This is a genomic window from Streptomyces erythrochromogenes (assembly GCF_040684695.1).
In the GTDB taxonomy this organism is placed as follows: Bacteria; Actinomycetota; Actinomycetes; order Streptomycetales; family Streptomycetaceae; genus Streptomyces; species Streptomyces erythrochromogenes_C.
Map to the genome: position 1 here is coordinate 305,527 of NZ_JBFBGM010000005.1, position 16,875 is coordinate 322,401.

A 16,875-nucleotide genomic window follows, 5' to 3' on the forward strand; every position below is an offset into this window, starting at 1 on the left:
GCAGAGCCCGTACAACCCGTGCACCAGGAGGAACCCGCCATGGCGGTCCCCGAGACGACCGACGAGCAGCGCGCCGAGGAGATCCTCGACGTGTTCGACACCGCATTCGGTGAGCTGCTCGCCGCCGACCCCGCTGCCTTCCAGGTCAAGTTCCGCAAGATGGCGGCCTCGGCCTTCGCCTTCTACCGCGGCACGGCCTGCCTCTTCTACTCCGACCTGGAGCGGGACCGGCACGGCGGCCCGTACCTGGACGAGCGGACGGGCCGGGTGTGGATCCACGGCGATCTCCACGCGGAGAACTTCGGCACGTACATGGATTCCAACGGCCGGCTGGTCTTCAACGTCAACGACTTCGACGAGGCGTACGTCGGCCCCTTCACCTGGGACCTCAAGCGCTTCGCCGCCTCCGTCGCCCTGATCGGCTACACCAAGGCGCTCAGCGACGACCAGATAAGCGAGCTGGTGCGGATCTACGCGGGCGCGTACCGGGAGCGGATCCACCGCCTGGCCAAGGGCGCCAAGGACGAGGAGGTCCCCTCCTTCACCCTGGACACCGCCGAGGGCCCGCTGCTGGACGCGCTGCGCTCCGCCCGCTCCCGCACGCGCTTCTCCCTGCTGGACTCGATGACGGAGATACGGGACTACGAGCGGCGCTTCTCCTCCGGCGGCGGTTCCGTCGAGCTGGACGCCGCCACCCGCTACAAGGTGCTGGCCGCCTTCGACGGGTACCTGGAGACGCTGCCCGACGAGTCCCTCGTGCGCCCCGACTCCTACCGGGTCAAGGACGTGGTCGGCCGGCGGGGCGTCGGCATCGGCTCGGCGGGCCTGCCCTCCTACAACATCCTGCTGGAGGGGCACAGCGACGCCCTGGAGAACGATGTCGTGATCTACCTCAAGCAGGCGCAGACCCCGGCGGCCTCCCGGCACATCACGGACCGGGCGGTGCGGGACTACTTCCTGCACGAGGGGCACCGCACGGTGATCTCGCAGCGGGCCCTGCAGGCGCACGCCGACCCGTGGCTGGGCTGGACCGAGCTGGACGGCGCCGGTCAGCTGGTGGCGGAGGTCTCCCCGTACGCGGTGGACCTGGACTGGTCGGACCTGGACGATCCGGAGGAGATCGCGGCGGTGGTCGCCGACCTCGGCCGGGCCACGGCGACCATGCACGCGTCGGCCGACGAGGCGGAGAGCGGCCAGTCCCTGGTGCCGTTCTCGACCGAGCGGGCCATCGACGCGGCGATCGCGGCGGACGAGGAGGGCTTCGCGGAGCTGCTGGTCGACTTCGCGCACGCGTACGGGGCCCGGGCGCGCGCCGACCACCAGATCTTCGTGGACCTCTTCCGCAACGGGCGTCTCACCCCCTGAAACGGCTTCCACAGGAACACGTGGCACACTCGCCGGGATGGACTTTTCCGGGACGGGACTCAGAGGGCTGCGGGCCGCGCTGTTCAGCGCTGTCGTCGTGCTGCTCTCCTCCGGCTCGCACGTCCTGATGTCCCAGGCCCCGCTGCCGCCCGCGCTGGTGGGCGGGGCCTTCGCGGGTGTGTTCGCCATCGCCTGGGCGCTCGCCGGCCGTGAGCGCGGCTTCGGCCCCATCGCCGGGCTGCTCGTACCGCTGGAGCTGGCCGCCGACACCGTCTTCACCGCCGGCCAGCACCTCTGCTACGGCCCGGCCGGCGGCCCCGTCTCGGGGCCGCTGCGGGCCATGGGCCTGGAGGAGCTGTGCGGGGGCACGCCGGTGGGCGGGCCGCTGGCCGAGGTGACCGGGCCCGCCGCCGACGCGGCCGCCGTGCTGGCCTCGCCCGGCCCGTACACGCCGTGGCTGCTGCTCGGCGCGCACGTCTCGGTGGGGCTGCTCACGGCCGCCTGGCTGCGCCACGGCGAGCGGGCGCTGGGCCGGCTGCTGCGGGCGGTGGCGTCCTTCGCGTTCCGTCCGCTGCTGCTGGCGGCCGCCTCGGTGGCGGGGGCCTGCGAGCCGGCGCGGCGGGCGCTGCGCCCGGTCGGGGCGGGAGCCGGGGCGCGTACGCGCTTCCCCGCACACTCCGTGGGACGGCGGGGACCCCCCGTGCTCGGTGCGCTCGCGCGCGCCTGACGCACGTACGGCAGTCCCTTCCACGTCACACACCACGGAGATCACCATGAGTTCACGCAACAGCCAGGCGAACAAGGCGGCGGCCCGCGAGCGGCTGCGGGCCGAGCGCGAGGCGCAGGCCAAGAAGGACAGGATCCGCCGGCAGGTCATAGTCGGCGTCGGTGTCGTGGCCGCGCTGGGCCTGGCGGGCGGCATCGCCTACGGCGTCATGAAGGCCAACGAGCCCGACTACTGGGAGAAGGCCGCCAAGGCCGAGCTGGTCAAGCCGAAGAACACCACGGGCGACGACGGCACCACGGTCGTCGTCGGCAAGGCCGACGCGAAGAAGACCCTGGAGCTGTACGAGGACTCGCGCTGCCCCGCGTGCGCCTCCTTCGAGCAGGCCTCGGGCGAGCAGATCAAGAAGGACGTCGAGGCGGGCAAGTACAAGCTCCAGTACTTCGGCGCCACCTTCATCGACAACGCGGTCAAGGGCGAGGGCTCGAAGAACGCGCTGAGCGCGCTGGGCGCGGCGCTGAACGTCAGCCCGGAGGCCTTCCTGGAGTACAAGGGGGCCCTGTACTCCAAGGAGCAGCACCCCGAGGAGACCGTCGACAGCTTCGCCAAGGACGACTACCTGCTGAAGGTCGCGGACACCGTTCCGGCGCTCAAGGGCAACGCCGAGTTCAAGAAGGCCGTCGAAGACGGCACGTACGACCGGTGGGCGCTGGAGATGTCGAAGCTCTTCGACAAGTCCGGGGTGAAGGGCACGCCGACCCTGAAGATGGACGGCAAGAAGATCGACACCCCGCAGACGCCGGAGGCGTTCACGGCCGCGATCGACAAGGCCCTGCAGGGCTGATCCCGGGCATACCGGGAGACAGCCTCCCGGACCGCCGCACCGACGAGCGGGCGAACTCCCAGAGTTCGCCCGCTCGTTGCATTCCGACGTCTGTTCCCCGGGGTGTACCCGTCGGTAATATGATCATCCGTGACCAGTCATCTCACCCCTCACCCGGCCGCGGCAACCCCCCGCCGCCGTACGGTCGTTCTCGCCGCGGCGGCCACGGCCACACTGGCCCCGCTCGCCACGCTGGGCGCCGGAACCGCCCACGCGGCGGGCACCGCGCCCGCCTTCCTGCACGGCGTCGCCTCCGGCGATCCGCTGCCCGACGGCGTCCTGCTGTGGACGCGCGTCACCCCGACCCCCGAGGCCGTCCCCGGCTCCGGGCTCGGCGCCGCCGTCCAGGTGGGCTGGGAGGTGGCCGCCGACCGGGCCTTCTCCCGCGTCGTCGCCGGGGGAACCGTCACGGCGAGCGCCGCCACCGACCACACGGTCAAGGTGGACGTGCGGGGGCTCCAGCCGCAGACGCCGTACTGGTACCGCTTCACCGCGGGCCCGGCCGTCTCCCCCGTGGGGCGCACCCTGACCACCCCCGGCCACGACGTGACGACCCCGGGGGTCCGCTTCGGCGTGGTCTCGTGCGCCAACTGGGAGTCCGGCCACTTCTCGGCCTACCGCCACCTGGCCGCCCGTACGGACCTGCACGCGGTCCTGCACCTGGGCGACTACATCTACGAGTACGGCTCCGGCACCTACCCGGAGGCCAAGTACACCGTGCGCCGGCACGAGCCGCAGCACGAGATCGTCTCGCTGGCCGATTACCGCACCCGGCACGGCAAGTACAAGACGGACGCGGACCTCCAGGCCCTGCACCACGCGCACCCGGTCATCGCGATCTGGGACGACCACGAGTTCGCGAACGACACGTGGGCGGGCGGCGCCGAGAACCACACCCCGGGCACCGAGGGCGACTGGGCCGCCCGCGCCGAGGCCGCCAAGCAGGCCTACTTCGAGTGGATGCCGGTACGGACCTCCACCGCGGGGACCGTCTACCGCAGGCTGCGCTTCGGCACCCTCGCCGACCTCCACCTGCTGGACCTGCGCTCCTTCCGCTCGCAGCAGGTCAAGGTGGGCAGCGGTTCGGTGGACGACCCCGAGCGCACCATCACCGGGCGCGCCCAGCTGGACTGGCTCAAGTCGGGCCTCGCCGGCTCGAACGCGACCTGGAAGCTGGTCGGCACCTCGGTGATGATCTCGCCGGTGGCCTTCGGCTCGCTGCCCGCGCACCTGCTGGGTCCGCTCACCAAGCTGCTCGGCCTGCCGGAGGGTGGCCTCGCCATCAGCACGGACCAGTGGGACGGGTACACGGACGACCGCAAGGAGCTGCTGGGCCACCTGAAGGACCGGAACATCAAGAACACGGTGTTCCTGACCGGCGACATCCACATGGCCTGGGCGAACGAGGTCCCGGTGAACATGGCCACCTACCCGGGCTCGGGCACGGCAGCGACCGAGTTCGTCGTGACGTCGGTGACCTCCGACAACCTCGACGACATCCTGCACGTGCTGCCGGACACGGTCTCGCTGGTGGCCGAAACCGCCATCAAGGCGGCCAACTGGCACACGAAGTGGCTCGACATGGACGCGCACGGCTACGGCGTGCTGGACGTGACGCCGGAGCGCTCGCAGATGGACTACTACGTCGTGTCCGACAAGCGCCGGCCCGACGCGACCTCCGCGTGGTCCCGCTCCTACCGGACCCTGAACGGGACCCAGAAGGTGGAACGGTCCTACCAGCCCGTTCGCTGATTCCCTGATTGACCGTCAATTCTGTTGCCACAAGGGGCGTCTGGTACATACCAGACGCCCCTTGTGCGTTCTCGGCAACAAATCTTTTACGTACGGCTCTTGACCTGAATATGTCATGCACACATAAGCTTCGCGCCAGCTGAAGAAGATCCTTCAGGCCTCCACCCCCCACCACCCCCCACTCGCGAGGAGCACACGTGCGCGCGCCTGCCCGCATATCCCCCCTTCTCCGCCGCCGCCTGATGGGCACCGCGGTCCTGGCCGGAACCCTGGCCTTCACCCCGCTCGCCGCCCCCACCACGCTCGCGGCCGCCAAGACCCCCGCCGAGGTGTGCGCCGACGAGGCCGCCGCCCCCGCCAACGCCCGCGTCACCCGCGCCCACGACGAGCACGCGGACGAGCCGAACGAGCTCACCGACGCGCAGGCCAAGGCCATGGACGCCGACCTCAAGTCGAAGCTGGACAAGGCCCTCAAGAACCAGCCGCAGCGCAGCCTCGCCGCGGCCGAGGCCGTCGTGAACATCCCCGTGTACTTCCACGTCGTCCACTCCGGCACCACGGGCAAGCTCACGTCCACGGACGTCTCCAAGCAGCTCGCGGTCCTCAACGCGGCCTACGGCGGCCAGGGCACCGGCAACGTCAACACGAACTTCCAGTTCACCCTGGCGTCGACCGACTACACGGACAACGCGTCCTGGTACAACCTGGCCTCCGGCTCCCAGGCCGAGAAGGACATGAAGAACACCCTGCGCAAGGGCGGCCCCGGCGCGCTCAACTTCTACACCGCCAAGCTCTCCGGCGGCCTGCTGGGCTGGGCGACCTTCCCGACCTCCTACGCCTCCAGCCCCAAGATGGACGGCGTGGTCGTGCTCGACAGCTCGCTGCCCGGCGGCTCCTCCGCCAACTACAACGAGGGCGACACCGCCACCCACGAGGTCGGCCACTGGCTCGGGCTCTACCACACCTTCCAGGGCGGCTGTAACGGCAACGGCGACTACGTCTCCGACACCCCGGCCGAGAAGAGCGCCGCGTACGAGTGCCCGACGGGCCGCGACAGCTGCGCCAGCAAGCCCGGTGCGGACCCGATCCGCAACTTCATGGACTACACGTACGACTCCTGCATGTACCAGTTCACCGCGGGCCAGGTGGCCCGCATGAGCAGCAGCTGGACCGCCTACCGGGCGGGCTGACCCCGGCGACGAGGAGGGCCCGGCCCGGCATCCGCCGGGCCGGGCCCTTCCGTCTGCGCATCTCCCGCGCGGCTACAGGCTGTCGAGGAACCCGATCGCGGCCGTCCAGGCCTGCTCCGCGGCCTCGGCGTCGTAGTCGTCGAGGTCCGGGTCGGTGAACAGGTGCCCGGCGCCCGGGTAGCTGTGCACCTCGACGTCCGCCCCGGCCCGCTGCATCCGCAGGTACCAGGCCGTCAGCCAGTCGTGCGGCTCGAAGGGGTCCGGGTCCGCGATGTGCAGCTGTACCGGGAGCCCGTCCACCGAAGCGCTGTCCTCCAGGTCCGCCGTCCCGTGCAGGAGGAGCAGCCCGCGCGCCTTCTCGTCGGCCAGCGCCAGGTGCTGGGCCAGGGAACCGCCGAAGGAGAACCCCGCGTAGACCAGGCCCCCGTCGGAGTGCGGGGCCGAGGCCAGCACCGCCCGCTTCAGCAGCTCGTCACGGCCGATCTCGTCCTGGTGGGCCATGCCCTCCTCGACGGTCTCGAAGGTGCGCCCCTCGAAGAGGTCCGGCACCTGGACCTGGTGACCGGCCGCGCGCAGCCGGTCGGCCGCCGCCTGCACCGCGGGCCGCAGCCCGTACGTCGAGTGGAAAAGCATGATGTTCATGCCTCCATCGTGCCAGCCGCCGCGGGCCCCGGTGCGCCGCGGCTTCCCGCTACGTTCATCCCCATGGAGACGGAGAACTTCCTGCGCCCCGTGACGGTCATCGGCGGCGCGCTGGTCGCCACCCTGATCGCGGGCTGGCTGCTCGACCTGCTGCTGCGCCGGGCCGACGCCCGGCATCCCGAGACCCCGCTGTGGGAACTGCTGCGCCGCTGCCGGCTCCCCTTCCAGGTGGTGCTGTGCACCTCGCTCCTGCGGGGCTCCTACCGCCGGGCCGGGATCCTGCCGGACCATCCCGTCGGCGTCGGCCGCTTCCTCACCCTGGTGCTCATCGCCTCGGCGGCCTGGCTGGCGGTGCGCATCGCGACGGCCGTCGTCGACTCCACGTACGCGCGCTACGCCGCGGCGACGCAGGACGAGGCCAGGGTGCGCCGGGTGCGCACCCAGGTCACGCTGATCCAGCGGGTGGTCACGGCGGTGGTGGTCGTGGTCGCCGTCGCGGCGATGCTGCTGACCTTCCCCCCGATGCGCGCGGTCGGCGCCTCGGTGCTGGCCTCCGCGGGCGTCCTCGGCATCGTGGCGGGCATCGCCGCCCAGTCCTCGCTGAGCAACCTCTTCGCCGGGCTCCAGATCGCCTTCGGCGACACCGTCCGCATCGGCGACACGGTGGTGGTCGACAAGGAGTGGGGGCGGGTCGAGGAGATCACCCTGACCTTCCTGACCGTCCGCACCTGGGACGAGCGCCGCATCACGATGCCTGTGTCGTACTTCACGAGCAAGCCGTACGAGAACTGGTCGCGCGGCGGCGCGCAGATGACCGGAACGGTCTTCTGGCACCTGGACCACAGCGCGCCCCTGGACCTGATGCGGGAGCGGTTCGGGCAGATCCTGGCGGAGCTGCCCGAATGGGACGGCCGCGGCGGCGGCCTGGCCGTGACGGACACCACACCGCACACCGTCCAGGTCCGCGGCGTGGTCACGGCCAAGGACGCCGACGACCTCTGGACGCTGCGCTGCGCGGTCCGCGAACGGCTGATCACCTGGCTGGCCGCCCACCATCCCTACGCCCTCCCCCGCATCGCGACGTCCCCGGCGCCGCCCGCCCCGGACACGCCCCTGGACTAGCCCGCGAGCAGCGCGGCCGCGCACTCCCCGGCGAGGTCCTCGGCGTGCGCCGGCAGCGGCTCGCCCGCGCGCAGGGGCCGGCGGACGACCGAGAGCGGCAGCTCGATCAGGGCCAGGACGACCCGGTCCAGGCCCCGGGCGTCCGCGAACCCGAGGGACGCGGCCAGGCCGCCGATGGCCGCGTACACGCGCTCGTTCCCGGAGTCGGCGCGCCGGGTGTGCTCCTCGGACCAGTCCGCGCGGCCGAACTCCGCCGCGCCGTGGAGGAGGAGGGCGGCCTCCTCGGGCCGGGCGCGGCTCCATGCGACGACGTGGCGGGCGGCCGCACGGGCGGCCGTGTGCGGGTCGGGCTCGCCGTGGAGGCAGGCGAGGTAGCCCTCCTGGAACCGCTCGACGGTCCGCAGCCACACCTCGGCGAGCAGGGCGGCGCGTCCGGCGAAGCGGTGGTACATGGAGCCGCTCGGGGCTCCGACCGCCTGGGCCACGGCGGACATGGTCACGCCGCCCGGCCCGGCCGAGGCGGCCAGCCGCACGGCGGCGTCGAGGATCTGGTCGGTGTCGAAGCGGGGTGGTCTCGCCATGAATCAGAGAGTACCCTCCAGATTATTAGAGACCCATCTCTAATACGGGGAAAGGGGAGGGCGATGGGCGTCTTCAACGTGCACGAACGCGTACTGACCGCCGGGCCGGACCAGGTCGGCGCACTGATCGACACGCTGTCCCGCGGGGCGGACGACCGACTGTGGCCGGGCCGCCTGTGGGAGGAGATGGAACTCGACCGCCCCCTGGCCGTCGGGGCGGCCGGCGGCCACGGCCCGGTGCGCTACACGGTGTCCGCGTACGTGCCGGGCACCTGGGTGCGCTTCGCCTTCACCGGGCCCCGCGGCTTCCACGGCTTCCACGAGTTCACCGCGCTGCCCGTCGACGCGGACCGGACCGTGCTGCGGCACACCCTCGCGATGACCGTCAGCGGCGTCAGCCGCCTCACCTGGCCGCTGGCCTACCGCCCGATGCACGACGCCGTGCTGGAGGACTGCCTGGACCGCGCCGAACGGGCCTGCACGGGCGTCCTCGCCCGCCGGGCCCGCTGGTCCCCGTACGTCCGCTTCCTGCGCGGCCTGGAACGCCTGGTGACCGGGGGAGGCCGCTAGGACACCGCTAGGGCGCGCGCAGGCTGCGTACGTCGAGGTGGCGCAGCACCCGGTCGACGACCTCCGGGTCGGAGCCGGGTTCGCTGCGGGCGGCCAGCACCTCGTGCCGGGCGGCCGACATCATCTCCCGCTGGATCCGCTGGACGTCGTGGAGCCGCTGCACCCGCTGCGCGTACGCCTCGCGGCGTTCCTCGTCCACCATGTCGGGGCTGATCCTGGCCCCCACGTCGTACGCGCGCCGGTACAGCTGCTCGACCAGGTCCTCCGGTAGCTCCTCGACCTCCTCGATCTCCTTCAGCCGCCGCTTCGCGGCCTTGGCCGCGCGGACCGCCAGCTGCCGCTCGGCGTCCCGCCGGGCGTCGGTGTCCTCCTCCACGCCGAGGCGCCGCACCAGCCAGGGCAGGGTCAGCCCCTGGCACACCAGGGTCACCATGATCACCGCGAAGGCGATGAAGATGATCTCGTCGCGCGCCGGGAAGGGCTCGCCGGAGTCCGTCTCCAGGGGAATGGCCAGGGCCAGGGCGACCGAAGCCACCCCGCGCATCCCGGCCCACCACATCACCACGCTCTCCCGCCAGCTCAGCGGGATCTCCTCGTCGTAGTCGCGCCGCTGGTGCAGCTTCTGCGCGAGCCAGCCCGCCGGCAGCAGCCATGCCAGCCGTACGCCGACGACCACGGCGACGACGACCGCCGCCCATCCGGCCATCTCCCACACGCGGTCCTGCGCCGTCCCGAAGACGTTGTGCAGCTCCAGCCCGATCAGCCCGAAGGCCACGCCGGTGACCAGCGTGTCCACGACCTCCCAGAAGGTGTGCCCGGCCAGCCGCCCCAGCACGTCGTCGGCGTCGGAGGCGTACTCGGCGAGGAACAGGGCCGTCGTCAGCACGGCCAGCACCCCGGACCCGTGCAGCTCCTCGGCGACCGTGTACGAGACGAAGGGCACGAGCAGGGTCAGCCCGATCTGGAGGGTGGCGTCGCCGAGCCGGCCCATGAGCCGGTTGGTCGTCCACCCGAGGGCCAGGCCCACGGCCACGGCGACGACGGCGGACAGCACGAACTCCCCGAGCGCGTCGGGCCAGGAGAAGCTGCCGCTGACGGCCGCCGCGATCGCCACGTGGTACAGCACGATCGCGGTCACGTCGTTGAAGAGCCCCTCGCCCTCCAGGATCGAGACCATGCGGCGGGGCAGCCCGAGCGATCCGGCGACGGCGGTGGCCGCGACCGGGTCGGGCGGGGCGACGAGCGCACCCAGCGCGACGGCGGCGGCGATCGGCAGCGTGGGCACGACCGAGTAGGCGACGGCGGCCACGGCGGCGGTCGTGACGAACACCAGGGCCACGGCCAGCAGCAGGATGGGCCGCACGTTGGCCGCGAACTGGCGCCACGAGGTCCGCTGCACGGACGCGTACAGCAGGGGCGGCAGCACCAGCGGCAGGATGAACTCGGGCCGGACCTCGACCTCCGGCACGGCCGGGACCAGCGCGAGGACGACACCCCCGAGGGTCATCAGGACGGGCGCGGGCAGCCCCAGCCGGTCCCCGAGGGGCACCATGACCACGGCCCCGAGCAGGAGCACGAACAGCAGAGCAAGCTGATCCACTCCCCCACCCTGCCAGTCCCCCGCGCCGGGCCGCGGCGGTCAGGGCCGCGGCCGTGGCCGCGTGTCGGGCTCGCGTCCGCAGGCCCGGGCCACGGGCCGCGGGCCGCGGGCCACGGGCCGGAGGCTGCTACTCGCTCTCGGCGCGGATCACGTCGAGGGCGTGCTGGAGGTCCGCCGGGTAGCCGCTCTCGAACTCCACCCACTGCCCGTCCGCCGGGTGCTCGAAGCCCAGCCGGACCGCGTGCAGCCACTGGCGGGTGAGGCCGAGCCGCTTCGCGACGGTCGGGTCGGCGCCGTAGGTCAGGTCGCCGACGCAGGGGTGGCGGTGGGCGGACATGTGCACGCGGATCTGGTGCGTACGCCCCGTCTCCAGCTTGATGTCCAGCAGCGAGGCGGCGCGGAAGGCCTCGATCAGGTCGTAGTGGGTGACGGAGGCCTTGCCGTCCTGGGTCACCGCCCACTTGTAGTCCGCGCTCGGGTGGCGGCCGATCGGGGCGTCGATCGTGCCGCTCATCGGGTCCGGGTGGCCCTGCACCAGCGCGTGGTAGCGCTTGTCCACGACCCGCTCGCGGAACTGGTTCTTCAGCGAGGTGTACGCGCGCTCCGACTTGGCGACGGCCATCAGGCCGGACGTGCCGACGTCGAGGCGGTGCACGATGCCCTGGCGCTCGGACGCGCCGGAGGTGGAGATGCGGTAGCCCGCGGCGGCGAGGCCGCCGATGACGGTGGTGCCGGTCCAGCCGGGGCTCGGGTGGGCGGCGACGCCGACCGGCTTCATGATGACGACGATGTCGTCGTCGTCGTGGACGATCTCCATGCCCGGGACCGGCTCGGCCACGACCTCGACCGGCCGCGGGGGCGCGGGCATCTCGACCTCGAGCCAGGCGCCGCCGTGCACGCGCTCGGACTTCCCGACGACGCTGCCGTCGACCGACACCTTCCCCTCGGCCGCCAGCTCGGCCGCCTTGGTCCGGGAAAAACCGAACATGCGGGCGATCGCGGCGTCGACGCGCTCGCCTTCGAGGCCATCGGGAACGGGCAGGGTGCGGATCTCGGGAATCGTACTCACCCGTCGAGTATGCCGGACGGGGCGGACGGGCCGTCCCGCGCTCGGCGCTTCGATCAGTCCTTGTGGACGGTGCCGTCCGGGTCCAGGCCCTTGAACGACAGCAGCACGATGAGGATGCCGCCGCACACGATGGCCGAGTCGGCGATGTTGAAGACGGCGAAGTGGGCCGGTGCGATGAAGTCGACGACGGCCCCGCGGAACACGCCCGGCGAGCGGAAGATCCGGTCGGTCAGGTTGCCCAGCGCACCGCCCAGCAGCAGGCCGAGGGCGATCGCCCAGGGCAGGCTGTAGAGCTTGCGGGCCAGCCGGACGATCACCACGATCACGGCCGCGGCGATGCCGGTGAAGATGATGGTGAAGGCCTCGCCGAACCCGAAGGCGGCGCCCGGGTTGCGCACCGCCTCGAACTTCAGCAGGTCACCGATGATCTCGATCGGCGGCTGGTGCTCCAGCTTCGCCACGACCAGCATCTTGGTGCCGAGGTCCAGCAGGTAGGCGAGCACCGCCACGACGAGCAGAGCCGCGATCCGACGGCGCCCCTTGGGCGCGGCCGACTCCGGCTGGGCGTCGTCCCCGACCTCCGGCGTACCGATGATGCGCTCCGCCTCTGCCACGTGAGTCCCTCGAACTAGCCGACCCAGGCTTCTCCTGGACCCTGACCAGACGAGGGTACGTCAGGGCCCCCGCAGAGCGCCCGCCCCGCCTCCTGCCTAGTGCCGCCGCTCCTGCTTCTGCTTGCAGTCCACGCACAGCGTGGCCCGCGGGAAGGCCTGCATCCTGGCCTTGCCGATGGGCTGCCCGCAGTTCTCGCAGAGCCCGTACGTGCCCGCCTCCAGGCGTTCCAGGGCCCGCTCGGTCTGCTCCAGCATCGAGCTGGCGTTGGCCGCGAGCGCGAGCTCCGACTCCCGCGTGATGTTCTTGGTGCCCGTGTCGGCCTGGTCGTCGCCGGCGCCGTCGCCCGAGTCCCGCATCAGGCCGGAGATGGCCACCTCGGAGGCGTCGAGCTCGGCGCGCAGCCGCAGCACCTCCGACACCAGCTCCGCGCGGGCCTCCTCGACCTCCTTGGGCGTCCAGGGGTCCTCCCCCGGCCGTACGGCGAGCTCACCGGGGGCGGCGGCCGCCGCCGTGACCCGGGTCTTGGGGAGCCCGCTCGTGGCGGCCGCGGCCGTCTTCCGCGCCGCGCCGGTGCTCTTCTTGGCAACCACGTTCCGGACTCCAGTCTTCTTCGCGGCGTGCGCCGCCCCCTCGGCCGCGGCCTTCTTGGCCGTGACCGTCCGCTTGTCGACGGCGGTCGTCTTCTTCCCGGCCGCGGTCGCCTTCCCGGCCGCGGCCGTCTTCTTCGCCGCTGCCTTCTTGGTCGCTGCCTTCTTGGTCGCTGCCTTCTTCGCCGGAGCCTTCTCGGCGGCCGTTTCACGGGCCGCCGTCGCCTTCTCGGCGGGAGCCGGGTCCCCGGAGACCGCTGTCTTCTTCGCCACCATGGCCGCGGCCCCTTCACGTACTGTGATATTGCTCGCGAATCGTGCCGGAACGATAAATCGGCTCCGCCCCCGCGGCAACGGGGCACGCATCCGTCGAGGTCAACCTGCATCCGTTGTGCCCATCCGGGGGCCCGGTAATCCGCCCCTTGCGCCCCACCCGGCGCCGCGGCCGCCCGATGGCCCGTTCGGGTCACCGTCGGGCGCACTCCGGGCCCCGTCCCGGTCCCGCCGGCCGCCCCCCGCCACGCCGTGGCCGGGGGCCCGCGCGGGCCCCCGTAAACCGGTCTGCCGAGCACCCCCCGCACCCGTACACTGGCCCCAGCGAAAGGCATGGACGGGGACGAGTAGCGTCGGACGCAGCCAGGAGCGACCCGGGGACGGTGAGAGCCCGGGGGCGAGCGCGACGTGAAGGATCACCCCTGAGCCGCCGGAAGAAAGCCGCGGGTCCCCCGCAGGGCGAGTAGAACCGGCTTCGCACCCCAATGAGGGGGCCACCGGATCCGTCCGGCGGCCAAGGAGGGTGGTACCGCGGGAGCAGCAGTCGGCTCTCGTCCCTCCGGACGGAAGTGACACCCCGCCGGAGGAAGAGTTCAGCCTCATGACCACACCGCCGCAGTACCGCCCGGTACCCGCCCAGGTCGACCTGCCTGCCCTCGAGCACGCGGTCCTCGACTTCTGGCGCGAGAGCAAGACCTTCGCCAAGACCCTGGAGCAGTCCGAGGGCCGCCCCGAGTGGGTCTTCTACGAGGGCCCGCCCACCGCGAACGGCATGCCCGGCGCGCACCACATCGAGGCCCGCGTCTTCAAGGACGTCTTCCCCCGCTTCCGCACGATGCGCGGCTACCACGTGGCCCGCAAGGCCGGCTGGGACTGCCACGGCCTGCCCGTCGAGCTCGCCGTCGAGAAGGAGCTGGGCTTCAACGGCAAGCAGGACATCGAGGCGTACGGCATCGCCGAGTTCAACGCCAAGTGCCGCGAGTCCGTGACCCGCCACACCGACGCGTTCACCGAGCTCACGACCCGCATGGGCTACTGGGTCGACCTGGACGACGCCTACCGGACCATGGACCCCGAGTACGTGGAGTCCGTGTGGTGGTCGCTGAAGGAGATCTTCAACAAGGGCCTGCTCACCCAGGACCACCGCGTCGCCCCCTGGTGCCCCCGCTGCGGCACCGGCCTCTCCGACCACGAGCTGGCCCAGGGCTACGAGACGGTCGTCGACCCCTCCGTCTACGTCCGCTTCCCCCTCACCTCCGGCCCGCTCGCGGGCGAGGCGGCCCTGCTGGTCTGGACGACCACCCCGTGGACCCTGGTGTCCAACACGGCGGTCGCCGCGCACCCCGAGGTCAGCTACGTCGTCGCCACGAATGGCGAGGAGAAGCTGGTCGTCGCCCAGCCGCTGCTGGAGAAGGCCCTCGGCGAGGGCTGGGAGGCCACCGGCGAGTCCTTCACCGGCAAGGAGATGGAGCGCTGGACCTACGAGCGCCCCTTCGAGCTGATCGAGTTCCCGGCCCCGGCCCACTACGTCGTGAACGCCGAGTACGTCACGACCGAGGACGGCACCGGTCTGGTCCACCAGTCCCCCGCCTTCGGCGCCGACGACCTCGCGGTCTGCCGCTCGTACGGCCTGCCCGTCGTGAACCCGGTCCGCCCCGACGGCACCTTCGAGGAGGAGGTCCCGCTGGTCGGCGGCGTCTTCTTCAAGAAGGCCGACGAGAAGCTGACCGCCGACCTCGACGCGCGCGGCCGGCTCTTCAAGCACATCGCCTACGAGCACAGCTACCCGCACTGCTGGCGCTGCCACACGGCCCTGCTCTACTACGCGCAGCCGTCCTGGTACATCCGCACCACCGCCGTCAAGGACGCGATGCTGCGGGAGAACGAGAAGACCAACTGGTTCCCGGACTCCGTCAAGCAGGGCCGCTTCGGCGACTGGCTCAACAACAACATCGACTGGGCGCTGTCCCGCAACCGCTACTGGGGCACCCCGCTGCCGATCTGGCGCTGCGAGGAGAACCACCTCACCTGCGTCGGCTCCCGCGCCGAGCTGTCCGAGCTGTCCGGCCAGGACCACTCGAACCTGGACCCGCACCGCCCGTACATCGACGACGTCACCTTCACCTGCACGCACGAGGGCTGCTCCCTCGAAGCGGTCCGCGTGCCGGAGGTCATCGACGCCTGGTACGACTCGGGCTCGATGCCGTTCGCGCAGTGGGGCTACCCGTACAAGAACAAGGAGATCTTCGAGAAGCGCTACCCGGCGCAGTTCATCTCGGAGGCCATCGACCAGACCCGCGGCTGGTTCTACACGCTGATGGCGGTCGGCACCCTCGTCTTCGACAAGTCGTCCTACGAGAACGTGGTCTGCCTCGGCCACATCCTCGCCGAGGACGGCCGCAAGATGTCCAAGCACCTGGGCAACATCCTCCAGCCGATCCCGCTCATGGACCAGCACGGCGCGGACGCGGTCCGCTGGTTCATGGCGGCCGGCGGCTCCCCGTGGGCGGCGCGGCGCGTGGGCCACGGCACGATCCAGGAGGTCGTCCGCAAGACCCTCCTCACGTACTGGAACACGGTCGCCTTCCAGGCCCTGTACGCCCGTACGTCGAACTGGGCGCCCTCGGCGGCCGACCCGGCCCCGGCGGACCGCACGGTCCTGGACCGCTGGCTCCTCTCGGAGCTCCACGCGCTCGTCTCCGAGGTCACGGAGGCGATGGAGTCCTACGACACCCAGCGGGCCGGCAAGCTGCTGTCCGCCTTCGTCGACGACCTGTCCAACTGGTACGTCCGCCGCTCGCGCCGCCGCTTCTGGCAGGGCGACGCGGCCGCGCTGCGCACCCTGCACGACGTGGTGGAGACGGTCACCCGCCTCCTCGCGCCGCTGACCCCGTTCATCACGGAGCGGGTCTGGCAGGACATGGTGGTCCCGGTCACCCCGGACGCCCCGGAGTCGGTGCACCTCTCCACCTGGCCGGTCGCCGACACGACGGCGATCGACCCGACCCTGTCCCAGCAGATGCAGCTGGTGCGCCGCCTGGTCGAGCTGGGCCGCGCCACGCGTGCGGAGTCGGGCGTGAAGACCCGCCAGCCGCTGTCGCGGGCGCTGGTCGGCGCGACGGGCTTCGACGCGCTCTCCCCCGAGCTCCAGGCCCAGATCACGGAGGAGCTGAACGTCTCCTCCCTGGCCTCCCTCTCGGAGGTCGGCGGGTCCCTGGTGGACACCACGGCGAAGGCGAACTTCCGCGCGCTCGGCAAGCGCTTCGGCAAGGGCGTCCAGGACGTCGCCAAGGCCGTGGCCGCGGCCGACGCGGCGGCCCTGTCCCTGGCCCTGCGCTCCGGGGAGGCCACGGTGGAGGTGAACGGGGAGCAGGTCGCCCTCACCCCCGAGGAGGTCATCATCACCGAGACCCCGCGCGAGGGCTGGTCGGTGGCGTCCGACTCGGGCGCGACGGTGGCCCTGGACCTGGAGATCACCCCCGAGCTGCGGCTGGCGGGCCTGGCCCGTGACGCGATCCGGCTGATCCAGGAGGCCCGGAAGAACTCCGGCCTGGACGTGGCGGACCGCATCGCCCTGCGGTGGTCCTCCGCGGACCCGGAGGTCGTGACGGCCCTGACGGACCACGCGGGCCTCATCGCGGACGAGGTGCTCGCCACCGACTTCGCGGCCGGCGAAGCCGACGCCGCCTACGGCGACCCCTTCACGGACGAGTCCCTGTCCCTCACGTTCCGCCTCCGCAAGGCGTAACCCGAGGCAGACCGGCCCGCCCTTCCCCACCCGGGGGGGCGGGCCGTTCGCGTCCCCGGCCCGGTGGCCGCCCTTGCCCTGGCCGGGCGCTGCCCCTGTTTGTCCGGGTGCGACCCGGTGGCCGCGCCTCAAGCGCCGGCGGGGCTGGGTGTGG

14 protein-coding genes are annotated in these 16,875 nt (G+C 72.0%); 8 read left to right on the plus strand and 6 right to left on the minus strand.

All coding sequences use genetic code 11. From position 1 onward, the window contains the following. Positions 1 to 39: 39 nt before the first annotated feature. The 5 genes from AB0O53_RS11845 to AB0O53_RS11865 all read left to right on the plus strand — a co-directional run bounded on the left by AB0O53_RS11845 (position 40) and on the right by AB0O53_RS11865 (position 5,914). On the plus strand, positions 40 to 1,365 hold the full coding sequence (locus AB0O53_RS11845; RefSeq protein WP_350996321.1) for a DUF2252 domain-containing protein: 1,326 nt from the start codon (positions 40 to 42) through the stop codon (positions 1,363 to 1,365). A 37-nt stretch (positions 1,366 to 1,402) separates the two neighbouring features. Then, a complete protein-coding gene (locus tag AB0O53_RS11850; protein WP_365194811.1) occupies positions 1,403 to 2,092 on the plus strand; it encodes a hypothetical protein in 690 nt (229 codons plus the stop codon). A 46-nt stretch (positions 2,093 to 2,138) separates the two neighbouring features. After that, entirely contained in the window at positions 2,139 to 2,933 is a 795-nt protein-coding gene (locus AB0O53_RS11855) for a DsbA family protein (RefSeq protein WP_031149422.1), read from the plus strand. 129 nt (positions 2,934 to 3,062) lie between these two features. After that, positions 3,063 to 4,724, plus strand: a complete 1,662-nt coding sequence (locus AB0O53_RS11860) for an alkaline phosphatase D family protein (RefSeq protein ID WP_350996328.1) — start codon at positions 3,063 to 3,065, stop codon at positions 4,722 to 4,724. Positions 4,725 to 4,966: 242 nt separating this feature from the next. Next, entirely contained in the window at positions 4,967 to 5,914 is a 948-nt protein-coding gene (locus tag AB0O53_RS11865; protein ID WP_350996548.1) for a zinc metalloprotease, read from the plus strand. A gap of 72 nt (positions 5,915 to 5,986) precedes the next feature. Here the strand turns inward: AB0O53_RS11865 and AB0O53_RS11870 are convergent, their stop codons facing one another. After that, a complete protein-coding gene (locus tag AB0O53_RS11870) occupies positions 5,987 to 6,556 on the minus strand; it encodes a dienelactone hydrolase family protein (RefSeq protein ID WP_031149428.1) in 570 nt (189 codons plus the stop codon). A gap of 63 nt (positions 6,557 to 6,619) precedes the next feature. Between AB0O53_RS11870 and AB0O53_RS11875 the strand changes: the two genes are divergently transcribed. Next, positions 6,620 to 7,678, plus strand: coding sequence for a mechanosensitive ion channel family protein (locus AB0O53_RS11875; RefSeq protein WP_365194815.1), 1,059 nt, complete (start codon positions 6,620 to 6,622; stop codon positions 7,676 to 7,678). Here AB0O53_RS11875 and AB0O53_RS11880 read toward each other — a convergent pair. Continuing rightward, a complete protein-coding gene (locus AB0O53_RS11880; RefSeq protein WP_350996335.1) occupies positions 7,675 to 8,259 on the minus strand; it encodes a TetR/AcrR family transcriptional regulator in 585 nt (194 codons plus the stop codon). The genes AB0O53_RS11875 and AB0O53_RS11880 overlap by 4 nt on opposite strands. 63 nt (positions 8,260 to 8,322) lie before the next feature. Between AB0O53_RS11880 and AB0O53_RS11885 the strand changes: the two genes are divergently transcribed. Continuing rightward, complete coding sequence (locus AB0O53_RS11885) at positions 8,323 to 8,829, plus strand: SRPBCC family protein (RefSeq protein WP_350996338.1); 507 nt, start codon at positions 8,323 to 8,325, stop codon at positions 8,827 to 8,829. 7 nt (positions 8,830 to 8,836) lie between these two features. Here the strand turns inward: AB0O53_RS11885 and AB0O53_RS11890 are convergent, their stop codons facing one another. The 4 genes from AB0O53_RS11890 to AB0O53_RS11905 form a co-directional block, all read right to left on the minus strand. Beyond that, the gene (locus tag AB0O53_RS11890; RefSeq protein WP_350996340.1) at positions 8,837 to 10,429 is read right to left on the minus strand and encodes a Na+/H+ antiporter; all 1,593 of its coding nucleotides are present in this window, start codon (positions 10,427 to 10,429) and stop codon (positions 8,837 to 8,839) included. A gap of 127 nt (positions 10,430 to 10,556) precedes the next feature. Then, a complete protein-coding gene (locus AB0O53_RS11895; RefSeq protein WP_350996343.1) occupies positions 10,557 to 11,498 on the minus strand; it encodes an RluA family pseudouridine synthase in 942 nt (313 codons plus the stop codon). A gap of 53 nt (positions 11,499 to 11,551) precedes the next feature. After that, a complete protein-coding gene (lspA, locus tag AB0O53_RS11900) occupies positions 11,552 to 12,112 on the minus strand; it encodes a signal peptidase II (RefSeq protein ID WP_030965020.1) in 561 nt (186 codons plus the stop codon). A 96-nt stretch (positions 12,113 to 12,208) separates the two neighbouring features. Beyond that, positions 12,209 to 12,976, minus strand: a complete 768-nt coding sequence (locus AB0O53_RS11905) for a TraR/DksA family transcriptional regulator (RefSeq protein WP_350996347.1) — start codon at positions 12,974 to 12,976, stop codon at positions 12,209 to 12,211. A gap of 598 nt (positions 12,977 to 13,574) precedes the next feature. On the opposite strand from AB0O53_RS11905, the gene ileS reads away from it, so the two are divergent. Further along, on the plus strand, positions 13,575 to 16,721 hold the full coding sequence (ileS, locus tag AB0O53_RS11910) for an isoleucine--tRNA ligase (RefSeq protein ID WP_350996352.1): 3,147 nt from the start codon (positions 13,575 to 13,577) through the stop codon (positions 16,719 to 16,721). Positions 16,722 to 16,875 lie beyond the last annotated feature (154 nt).

Bases quoted from the DNA above. Each gene is read 5' to 3' on its own strand.
- AB0O53_RS11845 (WP_350996321.1), top strand. From the start codon at position 40: ATGGCGGTCCCCGAGACGACCGACGAGCAGCGCGCCGAGGAGATCCTC.
- AB0O53_RS11850 (WP_365194811.1), top strand. From the start codon at position 1,403: ATGGACTTTTCCGGGACGGGACTCAGAGGGCTGCGGGCCGCGCTGTTC.
- AB0O53_RS11855 (WP_031149422.1), top strand. From the start codon at position 2,139: ATGAGTTCACGCAACAGCCAGGCGAACAAGGCGGCGGCCCGCGAGCGG.
- AB0O53_RS11865 (WP_350996548.1), top strand. From the start codon at position 4,967: ATGGGCACCGCGGTCCTGGCCGGAACCCTGGCCTTCACCCCGCTCGCC.
- AB0O53_RS11870 (WP_031149428.1), bottom strand. From the start codon at position 6,556: ATGAACATCATGCTTTTCCACTCGACGTACGGGCTGCGGCCCGCGGTG.
- AB0O53_RS11875 (WP_365194815.1), top strand. From the start codon at position 6,620: ATGGAGACGGAGAACTTCCTGCGCCCCGTGACGGTCATCGGCGGCGCG.
- AB0O53_RS11880 (WP_350996335.1), bottom strand. From the start codon at position 8,259: ATGGCGAGACCACCCCGCTTCGACACCGACCAGATCCTCGACGCCGCC.
- AB0O53_RS11885 (WP_350996338.1), top strand. From the start codon at position 8,323: ATGGGCGTCTTCAACGTGCACGAACGCGTACTGACCGCCGGGCCGGAC.
- AB0O53_RS11905 (WP_350996347.1), bottom strand. From the start codon at position 12,976: ATGGTGGCGAAGAAGACAGCGGTCTCCGGGGACCCGGCTCCCGCCGAG.
- ileS (WP_350996352.1), top strand. From the start codon at position 13,575: ATGACCACACCGCCGCAGTACCGCCCGGTACCCGCCCAGGTCGACCTG.